The organism is Polaribacter reichenbachii, from assembly GCF_001975665.1.
GTDB lineage: Bacteria > Bacteroidota > Bacteroidia > Flavobacteriales > Flavobacteriaceae > Polaribacter > Polaribacter reichenbachii.
On sequence record NZ_CP019419.1, the window covers coordinates 1,086,823 to 1,100,472 of the forward strand.

Here is a 13,650-nt window from a genome sequence, read left to right on the forward strand (position 1 = left end):
ATGCCATCAAGTTTTAGAACTATTGAACTTTCTGATCCTGTTTTTGAATCGCAAAACTTACGATTTTTAACGGTTAAAACATCTAACTTAAAAGGCAGAGGAGATATTTGTTTGTATGTACCACAAGTGGATGAAAACCTAGATGATTTACCAATTTACATACTTTTACACGGAGTTTATGGAAGTGCTTGGATTTGGGCAATGAAAGGCGGAGCTCATAAAACTACAGAAAGATTAATCAATAATAAAACCATAAAACCGGCCATTATTGCAATGCCTTCTGATGGCCTTTGGGGTGATGGTTCTGCGTACTTTGCTCATCATCAAAAAAACTTTGACAATTGGATTGTTAATGATGTAATTACGGCTGTAAAAGAAAATATTCCTGAAGCTAAAAACTCAATTTCAACTTGTATTGGTGGTTTGTCTATGGGAGGTTATGGAGCTTTATCTTTGGGAGGAAGATTTCCAGAGAAATTCAAAGCCATTTCTGGTCATAGTTCGATTACAAAATTAGAACAAATGACACTATTTGTTGAAGAGCCTTTGGAAGCCTATCAACAAGAAGCAAAATTTACTGATGTTATTGATATTTTAAAAGAGAACAAATTAAAATTACCTCCATTTCGTTTTGATTGTGGTGTAAGTGATGATTTATTTGAAGCTAACAAACTACTTCACAATCAACTTTTAAAAGCTAATATTCCTCACGAATATGAAGAGTTTAATGGTGGTCATGAATGGCCTTATTGGATTGAGCATTTGGAGAAAACATTGATTTTCTTTAATCAAAATAGTTAAAAAAACAACTTACTAAAAACAAAAAAGGTTCGATTTTAAACTAATAAAATCGAACCCAAACTATCAACAAATTTTTGGTTTTTATTGATTTGCTAAATTATATTGCACTTCTAAAGGCACACCAAAGTTACCTTCTAATTCCTTTTTAATTTGTTTAAAGAACTTGGTATCTGGTGGCATACTTAAATTTTTCCAAAATTCTGCGTTATAAGGTAAGTCTAAAGACCCCATATCTGTATCGCCTCCAAAAGCATTTACATCTATTTTTTTCTTATCTGTTTCTACTTTGTAAACAAAAGCTTCTAATCTGTAACTCATTTCTTCGGCATCTGTATTCCAATATTTTTGTGGTATTTGTTTTCTACCTAATCCCCATTCGTTAGCATAATAACTTAAATACAGTTTTCCATTTTCATGTCTTTTATACACCATAATAGCCTTGTTTCTTTCTATTCTAAAAACCCCATAGCTATCTACACCAATATATAATTTTACTTTATCCCATTTATTTTTTCCTGTACCTTCAAAAATTAAAACCTCTTCACCTTCGTAAGAAGTTTCTCCTGTAATTTCCCATTTGTATTTTTTTAGGTTTGGAGTTCTATCAGTTGGTCTTAAAGGGTTTGCAGTTATCATCCAATTAATATCATGTGTCCATTGTTTACGTTTCCAGATTCTATAATCTGCAGATTTTCTAGACTCTGTAACTTCAACTATTCCTAAAGGGCTTGCAGGTCCTCGATCTCTAATTTTAATATAATTTTCTACAAAAAATTTAGATTTACCACCTTCTGTAGCTGCTCTTCTGTATAATAATTCTATTTGATGCGGCTTGCTTAAAGTATTGTCTTTTAACTTTTTTAAGGCGTTTATAACATATGTTTTTGGTGCTACAATTGTAATTTCATCCATTTCAAAAACAGTTTCTTTTAAAACGATTTTCTTTTCAGCTTGTGCCAAATAATCTTTTATTTTTATTTTAAAAGGATTAAAACCTAAACTCGTAAAAGATAACATATCTTCTAGTTCGCTGCTTGTAATTTTTAAAGAAAACTCACCATCTTCTGTACTAGATGTACCTCTATTTTTTTTAAGAATACTTATGGCAGCAAACGGAATTGGATTATTAAATTCATCTAAAACAATACCTTTTACTTCAATACTTTTCTGAGCAAAACTGTTTTGCGAATTAAATCCGAAGAAAATTATGCTAAGAAATAAAATTATAAATCTGCTCTTCATTTTAAAAATTTAATCATTATTTGTTTACCAATTTATACTGTGTTTCTAATGGCACTCCAAAATTACTTTCTAATCCTGCTTTAATTTGTTTATAAAACTTAGTATCTGGTGGCATACTTAAATTTTGCCAAAAAACTGGGTCGTATGGTAATTCTAAATTCCCCATATCTTTATCTGCACCATATGCTCTTACTTTAATTTTTTTCTTATCAGTTTGTACATCATATACAAAAGCTTCAAGCTGATATCTTAAGGTTTCTGCGGGCGTGCCTAATAATTCTTTTGGTATATTCCATTTAGGAAAACTCCAATCATTTTTATAATAACTGATTACTAATTTTCCATTTTGATGTTTTTTATAGATATATAAAGATTTTCCTCTTTCAATTCGATACACTTTATAGCTATCTATACCAATGAATAAAACAATATTATCCCACTTCTTTTTAGGGTTTGTTCCTTTTAAAATTAATACTTCTTCACCATCATAAGAGGTTTCTCCATCTACAATCCATTTAAACTTTTTTAAATTTCTTTTATGCTGAGAAGAAATTGGTCTTAACGGATTTACTTCATGCATACCAATTATTGGATGTCTCCATTGTTCGCGTTTCCAATACCTATAATCCGCAGATTTTCTAGAATGTAAAACTTGAATAATTCCTGTGCCATAAGCAGGACCTCTATCTCTTACAGCAACGTAATTCTCTACAAAAAACTTAGATTTCCCTTCTTCTGTTCCTGCTCTTCTAAATAGCATTTCTAGCTTATGAGGTTCACTTAATGTATTTTCTTTTAAACTTTTAAGTGCTGATAAAACATAATGTTTTGGTGCTAAGATTGTAATCTCATCCATTTCCATTACACTTTCTTTTAACACAATTTTCTGCTCTTTTTGTGCTAAATAATCTTTTACTTTAACCTTTGTTGGTATAAAACCTAAAGATGAAAAAGACAAGGTGTCTTCTAATTCTGCTGATGTTAGAAAAAGAGAAAAACCACCATCTTCAGTACTAGAAGTTCCTTTAGTTTTACCCACTAAAGTAATTGCAGCAAATGGTATAGGATTATCAAATTCATCGATTACAATACCTTTTACAACTACCTTTTGCTGAGCTTGAATTGCATTGGTATTTAATCCTAAAAAAATAAAAAGTAAGAAAGTAATTGTTGTAAGTTGTTTCATTTTTTAAATAAATTACAGTTTAAGAATACTATTTTTTTACAAAAACAGTATTGTAAACTTTGTTTGCATTTTTAATCTTAATAAAATAAGTACCTGCTTGCAAAGCAGAAACATCAATTGAATTAAGAGTGTTTTTAGTTACTACTTGCTTCCCTAAAACAGAGAATATTTTTACATCAACCAAACCATTTATTTCATTTCTAAACTTTAAGTTTAAAGTTGTTGTTGTTGGGTTTGGATAAATCGTTAAATTATCATCTAAAAAAACATCGTTTACAGACAATGGTTCTCCTGAATCTTCTATTGCATTGATACCTGCTGTCCATGCAGTACCACCAAATTCGTAAGCTCCAATATCTGGCGCATTATTTTTATAGGGTTTTGTAAAATCAGAAATTACCCTTCCTTGATCTACAACAGCAGAATTTGCTAAAGGCATAAAATCTTGATTGTTTGGGTCTTTTAAAGTTGATAATGTTGTAATTACATTGTCTTTTATATCAAATTCACTAGTACCATTACCCGCAAACCAATCTGCAACATTAGAAAAGTTATTGTAAATCTTGTTGTTAGATTGACTACGACCATTTACCCATGAATCCATAGCTCTTTCTGCATCCCAAATTGTATTATGATAAAAGTTTAAATTCTCGTTATTCCAGTTTACTTGGTATGCACTCCAAGAAACATTCCAAACTACATTATGATGCACAACATAACCTTTACTATCGTTGTCTAAATAAATTCCTGCAGCTTTTGCAGGATCACCTTGTGAATGCGAATAAGAAGGAGCTATAGCATCGTGAAACCAATTATGATGAATTTCATTATTTTTTAAATTAGTATTACCCACAGTATAAAAAATACCAGAATCGCTATTAATTTTTTGAGAAGCAGAAACATCATTATACGCAACCTCGCAATTACTACCTGCAACATACATTCCGTCTCTACCTGCATTAAAAATAGTGTTTTTTAACACTTTTAAATTATTTGCTGATGTTCGAATTGGAGATGCATGAATACCAACATAATCGATATTAGAAATGGTATTTTGCTCTACAATACAATTATGAGCACCAGACCAATTTACAACTGTAATTCCGCTTGCAGAAGAATGATCTATAGTGTTTCCTCTTACAATTGTATTACCTCCAAGAATTTCTAAAGATGCTTCACCAACTTGAGCAGAAGTGTTTGTTAAACTATCATGACCTTCACTGCCATGTATTATATTACAGTTTAAAATGATATTATTATCTGCATTATTATGAATTTTTACACTTCCGCCAAAGAAATCTAATCCTTCAAATTTTATATAATCTCCTTTAATTTCTGCAATAAATTGAGCAGTTGCATATTCAACAGAATTATCAGCAGGTTTAGCACCATTATTTGTTTTTAAATACAGTGTAGTTGTTGTTGCATCATAATACCATTCTCTATAATAATCTAATGCTTCTAACTTATTAAACAAATAAAATTGCCCTCTTTCATTACCTACATTATTTCTCCAGGTTTCTGCATTATGAGTATTAAAAGGCCACTTGTTTATATCTACTTGTTCGTGGTTTATTCTAGAGGTTGTGTTAGATGTAATTGGTCTGGTCCAACTTGTGCCAGAATGTGCACCTAAATAATACATTAAACCACCATTTGCCCAATTAATATTTGGTATACCAGAAGCAGTTATATAATTCCCTGCACCTCCACCAGTTACAGGGTGGCAATCTACGGTCCATCTATTATTATCAATATTATTAGGCCAACGTGCTAAATCCATATATTCATCATTATGATATACAGCTCTAAATCTGCTTGCAATATTCATATTTACAGAGGTTTTGTAAATATCATTTTGGTAGAGTTGCCAATTATTTATTTTTTTTGTAGCTCTAATATCAACCTTTTCACCATCCATTGCTTTTATAGTAATGTAATTACTGCTCGTACCATTTTTAGAAATTACAAAAGGTTCTTCGTACACACCACCTCTAATTATACAAACATCGCCAGAAGTTAAAACTGAAATTGCTTTGCTTAAAGTTTTATAAGGGCTAGATAAAGTTCCGTTATTAGAATCATTACCATTTGTAGCAACATAAATAGTTTTACTGTACATAAAACTTGATGCGAATAAAATTGCAATTACTAAAATTTGTTTTATCCTTTTTAAAATCATTTTTTGATGTTTTACCATTCAGTCAATTTTTTATTACTCTTTTATTCAATAATTTTTAAATTTTTGCTAAATTTAGACTTCATTTTTTATCAGATTGATAACATTTAAAATCATTAAGCTTTTCCTAAAATTAACATTGTTGTAAATATCTTTACTTTATGGGTAGTTTATAGAAACAAATGTTCACTTTGAGATTACAAATGGACGATAACCACAAGAAATGATATGTATATGTAAAAACTTAGTTACTTAAAAGCTGTCTTTTCTCATATAATCAAAATTAAATATCCGTAATTTTGTATTTAAACTAAAGAACATTAGTTCTACCAACAATGCCAACAAAAAACAAATACTTAAAACAAATTTTATTGTGGAGATATAAAAATATCTCTGAACGTAGATTTGTTTATCTCTTAAGTATTTTAGTTGGTTTTTTAGCGGGTCTTGGTACAGTAACTTTAAAAAACTTTACGCACTACATTCAGTTGCTTTTATCTATAGATTTTTTAAAAAGTTATAAAAGTTCACTGTATTTTATTTTTCCAATTATTGGTTTATTTATAGTTGCTGTAATTAAAAAAACTTGGCTTAAAAAACATATTGGTCATGGAATTTCTACAACGCTCTATGCTATTTCTAAAAGAAAAGGAATTATACCAAAATATAATATTTTTGCTTCTTTAATAACAGCACCAATTACTGTTGGTTTTGGGGGTTCTGTAGGTTTACAAGGGCCTGCAGTTAGTGCTGGTACAGCATTAGCTTCTTATACTTCTAGGTTGTTTCATATGAACACCAAAACAAGAATGTTATTAATTGGTTGTGCTACAGCAGGTGCTATGTCTTCTATGTTTAAAGCTCCAATTGCAGGTATTGTTTTTGCTTTAGAGGTTTTTAGCTTAGATATAGCTTTTGTTTCTTTAGTCCCTTTGTTATTGGCATCTGTTTCTGCAATAGTTACTTCTTACCTTTTTTTAGGTTCTGATGTTTTATTGGGGTTTGAATTAAATGATGAATTCGCAATTGGAGAAATTGGTTTTTACGCCCTTTTCGGAATTTTTACAGGTATTATTTCTGTGTATTTTTCTAAAGTATATTTTCTGATTAGAAAGTTCTTTTATCAATTTGAAAATCGATTTACAAGGCTAATTATCGGGAGTGTAATTATCGGTTTTATTTTATTTCTGATGCCAGCTTTATATGGTGAAGGTTATGGATTAATCAATAATTTATTAAAAGGAAACCACATTGCAGCAATTGGCAATACTCCTTTTTCTTTTGATGAAAACAACATCTGGATTGTAATTATTCTCTTATTATTAATTACCTTTTTTAAGGCGATAGCTATGAGTACCACATTTGCAGCTGGTGGAGTTGGTGGTATTTTTATACCCACTTTAGTTATGGGAAGTGCGCTTGGTAATGCCTTTGCTAAAATCATAAATAATATGGGTTTAGGTTTTCAGGTTTCTGAGGCTAATTTTACCTTAATTGGTATGACAGGTTTAATGGCAGGAGTTCTACATGCGCCACTAACAGCCATTTTCTTAATTGCAGAAATTACTGGTGGTTATGATTTATTTGTACCTCTTATGTTAGTTGCAGCAATTTCTTTTGCCTTTACAAAATACTTTATATCGAATTCAATTTATACCTACAAATTAGCACAAAGAGGCGAGCTCATTACACACAACAAAGACAAAAATGTAATGATGATGATGCAGATTGATGATCTAATTGAAACCAATTTTAAAAAGATTTATCCAGATATGTTATTAGGTGATATGCTAAAAAAAGCAGTTGCTAAATCTGCACGAAATATTTTTCCGGTAATTAATAAAGAAAATCAGTTTTTAGGTATTGTTTTAATGGATGATATTAGACCCATAATGTTCGATAAAGAAATGTACGATTGTACTACTGTACAAACTTTTATGAAAGCTGCACCAGAAATTATACATCATACAGATTCTGTTGAAAAAATAATGAAAAAATTTAAAGTGAGTGGTGCTTGGAATTTACCTGTAATTAAAGGAAATACTTATGTTGGTTTTATTTCTAAATCTAAATTATTAACTGCTTATCGAAACAAATTGGTTGAGGTTACGTCTTAATTACACGTGCTGATCTATTAAAATAGCATTACCATCAGGATCTAAAACTACAAAATTAGCTGGACCAGAAGTTGTTTCATCTGCTTCTGATTCTAATTGTTCACCTTCGTTTTTTAAATGTTTTTGAATGGTTCTTACATCATCAAAATCATTCAACTTATTAGCACTTTCATCCCAACCAGGGTTAAAGGTCATAATGTTGTTTTCAAACATTCCTTGAAAAAGACCTATTAAAGCATTACCGTTTTTCATAATGAGATAATTCTTTTCAATTTCGCCTGCAAAAACTGAAAAACCTAATTTTTCGTAAAATGCTTTTGATTTATAAATGTCTTTTACTGCTAAACTATTAGAAAATGCACCTAATTTCATATTGGTAGTTTTTGATTGATGTTTTAAAGTTAAGAAAATCTTTTGTAATGTCTATTGCTTAGGAGAATGCAAATAGTTCACAAACAAGTTTAGCCCTGATTGAAATGGCATCCTTTTTTTGTTTTTCACAAAAAAAGATATAATGAAAAGCAGGAAATAGCTACTAAAACTCTAATTCTCCATAGACAACAAAACCATTCTTAACTCCATAAAAGTAAAAGATTTATCTACTTTTTCTTTAAGTTCAGTGAGGTTTTTAAACTCAACTTCTTCTATTTGATTTATAATTTCTTTGTACTTTTTTAGCGGAATTAATTCTAAAATATCAACATCGCCAGAAGGGATAAAACTTGCCAAATGACTCTCTATTGTACCTGCTGTTAAACTGCGCTCTTTGGCTATTTCTTTTATAGATAAGCCAGACTTAAAGAGCTCTAAACTAATTTGTTTTGTCGGTTTTTTATCTTCTTTTTTCTGCTCATTGAACTTGTTTATTCCGTTTTCTTTGCAATATTGTTCAATAACTTCTAAAATTTCTTCTCCGTATTTAGTTACACGAGTTTTACCCATTCCTTTAACTTTTAGCAACTCTTTTTCTGTTCTTGGCAAAGCATCGCACATTGCATACAAGGTTTCTTGGGTAAAAATTTGAAAAGCAGCTATGTTTTCATTTATTCGAATTTCATCACGCAATTCACGTAATTTTAAAGCCAACAACGGGTCTTTTCTAGTAGATAATTTTTTCTTTTTAGCTGTTGGTGCAGATTTTTGTAAAACAGCTTTTGCTCTAACTTTTAAATATTCTTGAACCTTAAATCCGTTTGTCATTTTATTTAAAGCAAACAACTTTTCGAGTAATTTTTCTTGTAAAGAATCAAACTGAGTGGTAAAATCTTTTTTTACAGCTTTATTATCCGAAGAAAATTCTATGGTATTTAATGGTTTTAATATGTTGTTTTTTGTCTGATTTAAAAAATAATCGACAGCTTTTGTAAATCGTTCTTGAATTTGAGAGCTATTTTCTGGGAGGATATTATCCTCAGAAATTTTATTTAATTGATTTTTAAATCCGTTAGAAACCTTCATTAAAGCTACAACTCCATCATCTTTTATGGTTTGTAAATGATCAATAACATCTCCTTTTATACTGGTTTGATTTTTATAAAAAATATCTATTAATCTAGTTGATGGATATAAAAATGGTTGAAAATCGAATAATTCTGCAATTAAATTGAGTTGAAAATCTTTTTCTGATGCGTTTAAAACAGTTTCATCTGGATGATTTTCTTCTACACTTTCATTAAAAACACTTACAGTTTGATCGTTAATTATTGCGTTGCTGGTAATTGGCGTTTTTAAAACTAAACCTTCTAAAGAAGTACATCTACTTAAAGCTACATAGGTTTGACCGTGAGCAAATGAAGCTTCTGCATCTATTATGGCTTTTTCGAAAGTTAAACCCTGACTTTTATGAATTGTAATTGCCCAAGCTAAACGTAATGGAATTTGTGAAAAAGAACCAATAACATCTTCTTTAATCTCTTTGGTTTCTTCGTTAATGGTATAATTTACATTGTCCCAATTTTCTCTTTCTGTAACAATTTCATCAATTTCGTTGGCACACTGTACAGTTACATTTTCTCTTGAAATGTCAGTTACAATTCCTATTTTACCATTAAAATATCTTTTTTCTGGTGATGAATCATTTTTGATAAACATTACTTGAGCACCAATTTTTAACTCTAATTTTTCATCATTAGGAAACGCGTTTTCATTGAATTTTCCAGAAACTTCAGCATCAAAAAAATGACTTTGGTATTTAATTTTATTCAGCTCAGAATTGTTAATTAAATTGGCTCTTTTATTGTGTGTTGTTAAGGTGATATAACCATCGTCTTTGGTTGACGAGAATTCTGGATTATACCTTTCATTTAAAATTTTAGCAGATTTTTCTGATAAATTACTATTTCTGACTTCATTTAAAATGGTAATAAAATCTTCGTTTTTCTGACGATAAATATGCTTTAATTCTATAGAAACTACATTGGCCTCTTGAAAAGCTTTAGAGCTGAAGAAATACATAGTATCATAGTAACTTCTTAGTAAACTCCATTCATTTGGCCTAACAACTGGAGCCAATTGTTGTAAATCTCCAATCATTAAAACTTGAGCGCCTCCAAATACTTTGTTTCTATTTTTATAACGTCTCATTACTTGATCTATGCCATCTAACAAATCTGCACGAACCATAGAAATTTCGTCTATAATTACTAAATCTAACGATTTTATAATATCAATTTTAGTTTTAGAAAACTTACGTTGCTGATTTGTATTTGCAATTTGATTTGGTAAAATAGGCCCAAAAGGCATTTGAAAAAACGAATGAATCGTAACACCTTTTGCATTAATTGCTGCTACTCCAGTAGGAGCAACAATAACCATTCTTTTTAAAGATTCGTTTTTAATTTTGTGTAAAAAAGTAGTTTTACCTGTACCTGCTTTACCTGTTATAAATAAGTTTCTATCTGTTTTATTGATAAAATTAAAGGCAAGTTCTAACTCAGGATTTTTTGGCATTGTAGCTTTTTATTGCAAGGTAAATAAAATCAAAAAAAGAAAAAAAGACCAAATGGTTAAGATCGTAAAATTTTTTCCATTTTACGGCCTTTTGCTAATTCATCTATTAGCTTTTCCATTTGTCTGCATTTTTTATAGATTTCAAATTCATCTTCAATTTCCTCAATTCTATAACCACAAACCACACCTTTAATCTTTTCTGCATTGGGATGCATTTTGGCTTTATCAAAAAATTCTCTAAAGGTTACTTTTTCTTGGATTAAAGATTGTAATTTATCTACATTAAAACCTGTTAACCATTCTAATACTTGATGAAATTCTTCTTTTGTTCTCCCATTTTTTTCTAATCTATTCCAATAAAGAGGATAAATAGAACCAAATATCATATTTGCTACTTTTTCATTTTTTTGGGCTGTAACTTTCATTTTTAAGAATTTAAAGTTGAGCTAAAGATAACACCTTTATTCTTTCTCGTAATCGTGTATAAAAGTGATGTGTGGACTACTGGCCATTAAGTTTGGGTTTGTGCCTTCTATGCCTTCAGGAATTGAATGATTACGTGTTTTATAATACTTTACCCAACTAGCCATTGGTTTTCCTGAACTGTCATTAAACGTCATTGGATGTGTAAGAAATGGAATAGCATTTTTAGACAAATCTTGAGTTGAAAACATTTTATAAACCAATTCTGAACAATAATAAGAACTGTTATCCCATAAAAAAATATCATCATAAGGTGTGTTTATTCTTTCAAGTCCGTATGCAATTGCTTTAGAAATATAAGGTTGATAAACGCTATCTAATCTTGCAACTGTAGTTTGCGATTTGTTTTGTTTATTCTTGTTTCTATTCAAAAATTCTTTTAAAGGAGTTTTACTAATTCCTATTTTTGGATAGGCTTCTACCACAAACCATTTTTCGTCTTCTTTCATTGCCATACCAACATGCGAATAGTTTTTAGCAATTGCAGTGGCAGTTACATTTTTAATTGCATTATCTATTTCGTCTGTTCCTGTATTTTGAAATAGTAAGTCTCCTTCTTTTAGTTTGAAAGTATCATTTTTGGAGTTGCTATTACAACTAAATAAAATAAAAGCGAATAATAGAATTACACATATTTGAATTAGATTTTTAATCATAATTTTTTAGTTTGATACTTACAAAGTTCGTGTTTTTTTGCTGATTACTAAATAAACTAGCAACCTGTGCTTAAAATAAAGAATAGAACAACAAATAGGCTTAGCCCTGATTGAGCCTTTCGTTAAACTCAAGACAAGCTAATTGTTTGAGCTCTCCCGATTTTAATCGGGAAGCGAGTAGCGAAAGCAGGAAATAGCTACAAATAAAAAAACTCCAGCTTTGCAGCTGGAGTTTCGTCGTTTAAAAATAATTCAAATATGAACTAGCTCTTTAAGTCTTTAATAATATTTAAAGCTTCTCTAGTTTTTTCTTCAATCTTTACTAAATCAAAATTACCATCAGCATCTTTTGCCATTAATTTAGATCCCATACCTACACAAGTAACTCCTGCAGCAAACCAAGCTGATAAGTTTTCTTTTGTTGGTGCAACACCACCTGTTGGCATAATAGAGGTCCATTGTTGTGGGCCTTTAATACCTTTTACAAATTGAGGACCATAAATATCACCAGGGAAAAGTTTTACGATTTCGCATCCTAATTCTTCTGCTCTTGTAATTTCTGTTAAAGTTCCACAACCAGGAGACCAAAGTACTTTTCTTCTGTTACAAACAATTGCAATATCTTCTCTTAAAACTGGAGTTACAATAAAGTTTGCGCCTAAAGCCATATATAATGATGCTTGACCTGCGTCTGTTACAGAACCAACACCCATTACCATTCCTGGTAATTCTGCAATTGCATATTTGGTTAATTCTCCAAAAACCTCGTGAGCGAAATCGCCACGTGCTGTAAATTCTAAAAGTCTTGCTCCACCATCGTAACAAGCTTTTAAAACTTTTTTACTTACTTCTATATCTTTATGAAAAAACAAAGGAACCATCCCTGTGTCTTTCATAACTTGTGCTACTTCTATTCTTGTAAATTGTGCCATAATCTTATCTTGCTACTCTACCAGAAGCATCACCTCCCATTAATTTTTCTACTTCTGCAACTGTTGCTAAGTTAGCATCACCTTTAATAGTGTGTTTTAAACAAGATGCAGCAACTGCAAAGTCTAATGCATTTTGGTCATCTTCTGGGTATTTTAATAATCCGTAGATTAAACCTCCCATAAATGAATCTCCACCACCAACTCTATCTACGATATCTGTAATTTGATATTGACGAGTTTGGTATAATGTAGAACCATCATATAAAACACCAGCCCAAGTATTATGAGATGCAGAAATTGAACCTCTTAAAGTTGTAATTACTTTTTTAGCTCTTGGAAATTTTTTCATCATTTGCTCACAAACTGATAAAAATGCTTCTGCTTTTACGTTATGACCTTCTGTTTGTACAGAGATTCCTTCTGGTTTAATACCAAAGTGCATTTCTGCATCTTCTTCGTTTCCTAAAACGATATCACAGTAAGAAGTTAATTCTGTCATTATTTTTTCTCTATGAGCATCGTCACAGAATTTCCAAAGTTTAGCTCTGTAGTTTAAATCTGTAGAAATAGTAATTCCTTTAGCACTTGCCGCTTTTAAAGCTTCTAAAGTTACATCTGCAGCTCCTTGAGAAATTGCAGGGATAATACCTGTCCAATGAAACCATTCACATCCTTCAAAAACAGCATCCCAATCAATCATACCAGATTCAATTTCAGCAATTGCAGAATGTGCTCTATCGTAAACTACTTTAGAACCACGAGATACAGCACCAGTTTCTAAGAAATAAATTCCTAATCTGTCTCCACCATAAACAATTTTATCAACTCCAACTCCACGTTTTCTCATTTCCATCATTGCACAAGCACCAATATCATTCTTTGGTAAACGTGTTACAAAATCTACATCTACTCCATAATTTGCTAATGAAACTGCTACGTTAGATTCTCCTCCACCATAAACTGCATCAAAATTATTTGCTTGTGAAAATCTTAAAAATCCTTGAGGAGCTAATCTTAACATGATCTCTCCGAATGTTACTACTTTACCCATTTCTTAGTATTAATTAATTATTAAATTTAATTGGTTAAACGTTTAAACAATATT

The 13,650-nt window shown here is 30.5% G+C and carries 11 protein-coding genes; 2 read left to right on the top strand and 9 right to left on the bottom strand.

From position 1 onward, the window contains the following. On the top strand, positions 1–801 hold the full coding sequence (locus BW723_RS04410) for an alpha/beta hydrolase (protein WP_068361745.1): 801 nt from the start codon (positions 1–3) through the stop codon (positions 799–801). Between the two features lie 81 nt (positions 802–882). Here the strand turns inward: BW723_RS04410 and BW723_RS04415 are convergent, their stop codons facing one another. Genes BW723_RS04415 through BW723_RS04425 form a run of 3 tightly spaced genes read right to left on the bottom strand, consistent with a single transcriptional unit; the run spans position 883 to position 5,429 of the window. After that, positions 883–2,043 carry a carboxypeptidase-like regulatory domain-containing protein gene (locus BW723_RS04415; RefSeq protein ID WP_068361742.1) on the bottom strand — a complete coding sequence of 387 codons (1,161 nt, stop codon included), beginning with the start codon at positions 2,041–2,043 and terminating at the stop codon, positions 883–885. Between the two features lie 16 nt (positions 2,044–2,059). Then, the gene (locus tag BW723_RS04420) at positions 2,060–3,229 is read right to left on the bottom strand and encodes a carboxypeptidase-like regulatory domain-containing protein (RefSeq protein ID WP_068361739.1); all 1,170 of its coding nucleotides are present in this window, start codon (positions 3,227–3,229) and stop codon (positions 2,060–2,062) included. A 28-nt stretch (positions 3,230–3,257) separates the two neighbouring features. Continuing rightward, on the bottom strand, positions 3,258–5,429 hold the full coding sequence (locus BW723_RS04425) for a T9SS type A sorting domain-containing protein (RefSeq protein ID WP_068361736.1): 2,172 nt from the start codon (positions 5,427–5,429) through the stop codon (positions 3,258–3,260). 314 nt (positions 5,430–5,743) lie between these two features. Here BW723_RS04425 and BW723_RS04430 point away from each other — a divergent pair, with 314 nt between their 5' ends. Next, positions 5,744–7,525 carry a chloride channel protein gene (locus BW723_RS04430; protein WP_068361733.1) on the top strand — a complete coding sequence of 594 codons (1,782 nt, stop codon included), beginning with the start codon at positions 5,744–5,746 and terminating at the stop codon, positions 7,523–7,525. Here the strand turns inward: BW723_RS04430 and BW723_RS04435 are convergent, their stop codons facing one another. The 6 genes from BW723_RS04435 to BW723_RS04460 all read right to left on the bottom strand — a co-directional run bounded on the left by BW723_RS04435 (position 7,526) and on the right by BW723_RS04460 (position 13,596). Beyond that, positions 7,526–7,897 carry a VOC family protein gene (locus BW723_RS04435; protein WP_068361730.1) on the bottom strand — a complete coding sequence of 124 codons (372 nt, stop codon included), beginning with the start codon at positions 7,895–7,897 and terminating at the stop codon, positions 7,526–7,528. 171 nt (positions 7,898–8,068) lie between these two features. Then, complete coding sequence (locus BW723_RS04440) at positions 8,069–10,474, bottom strand: helix-turn-helix domain-containing protein (protein WP_068361727.1); 2,406 nt, start codon at positions 10,472–10,474, stop codon at positions 8,069–8,071. A 56-nt stretch (positions 10,475–10,530) separates the two neighbouring features. Continuing rightward, on the bottom strand, positions 10,531–10,899 hold the full coding sequence (locus BW723_RS04445; protein ID WP_068361724.1) for a DUF2200 family protein: 369 nt from the start codon (positions 10,897–10,899) through the stop codon (positions 10,531–10,533). A 36-nt stretch (positions 10,900–10,935) separates the two neighbouring features. Further along, positions 10,936–11,613 carry a YiiX/YebB-like N1pC/P60 family cysteine hydrolase gene (locus BW723_RS04450; RefSeq protein WP_068361721.1) on the bottom strand — a complete coding sequence of 226 codons (678 nt, stop codon included), beginning with the start codon at positions 11,611–11,613 and terminating at the stop codon, positions 10,936–10,938. A 263-nt stretch (positions 11,614–11,876) separates the two neighbouring features. Continuing rightward, on the bottom strand, positions 11,877–12,545 hold the full coding sequence (locus tag BW723_RS04455; protein WP_068361718.1) for a bifunctional 4-hydroxy-2-oxoglutarate aldolase/2-dehydro-3-deoxy-phosphogluconate aldolase: 669 nt from the start codon (positions 12,543–12,545) through the stop codon (positions 11,877–11,879). A 4-nt stretch (positions 12,546–12,549) separates the two neighbouring features. After that, a complete protein-coding gene (locus tag BW723_RS04460) occupies positions 12,550–13,596 on the bottom strand; it encodes a sugar kinase (RefSeq protein ID WP_068361715.1) in 1,047 nt (348 codons plus the stop codon). Positions 13,597–13,650: the final 54 nt, after the last annotated feature.

Excerpts from the sequence above, each read along its gene's own strand:
- BW723_RS04445 (WP_068361724.1), bottom strand. The coding sequence starts at position 10,899 with ATGAAAGTTACAGCCCAAAAAAATGAAAAAGTAGCAAATATGATATTT.
- BW723_RS04455 (WP_068361718.1), bottom strand. The coding sequence starts at position 12,545 with ATGGCACAATTTACAAGAATAGAAGTAGCACAAGTTATGAAAGACACA.
- BW723_RS04420 (WP_068361739.1), bottom strand. The coding sequence starts at position 3,229 with ATGAAACAACTTACAACAATTACTTTCTTACTTTTTATTTTTTTAGGA.
- BW723_RS04425 (WP_068361736.1), bottom strand. The coding sequence starts at position 5,429 with ATGGTAAAACATCAAAAAATGATTTTAAAAAGGATAAAACAAATTTTA.
- BW723_RS04440 (WP_068361727.1), bottom strand. The coding sequence starts at position 10,474 with ATGCCAAAAAATCCTGAGTTAGAACTTGCCTTTAATTTTATCAATAAA.
- BW723_RS04460 (WP_068361715.1), bottom strand. The coding sequence starts at position 13,596 with ATGGGTAAAGTAGTAACATTCGGAGAGATCATGTTAAGATTAGCTCCT.
- BW723_RS04415 (WP_068361742.1), bottom strand. The coding sequence starts at position 2,043 with ATGAAGAGCAGATTTATAATTTTATTTCTTAGCATAATTTTCTTCGGA.
- BW723_RS04435 (WP_068361730.1), bottom strand. The coding sequence starts at position 7,897 with ATGAAATTAGGTGCATTTTCTAATAGTTTAGCAGTAAAAGACATTTAT.
- BW723_RS04430 (WP_068361733.1), top strand. The coding sequence starts at position 5,744 with ATGCCAACAAAAAACAAATACTTAAAACAAATTTTATTGTGGAGATAT.
- BW723_RS04450 (WP_068361721.1), bottom strand. The coding sequence starts at position 11,613 with ATGATTAAAAATCTAATTCAAATATGTGTAATTCTATTATTCGCTTTT.
- BW723_RS04410 (WP_068361745.1), top strand. The coding sequence starts at position 1 with ATGCCATCAAGTTTTAGAACTATTGAACTTTCTGATCCTGTTTTTGAA.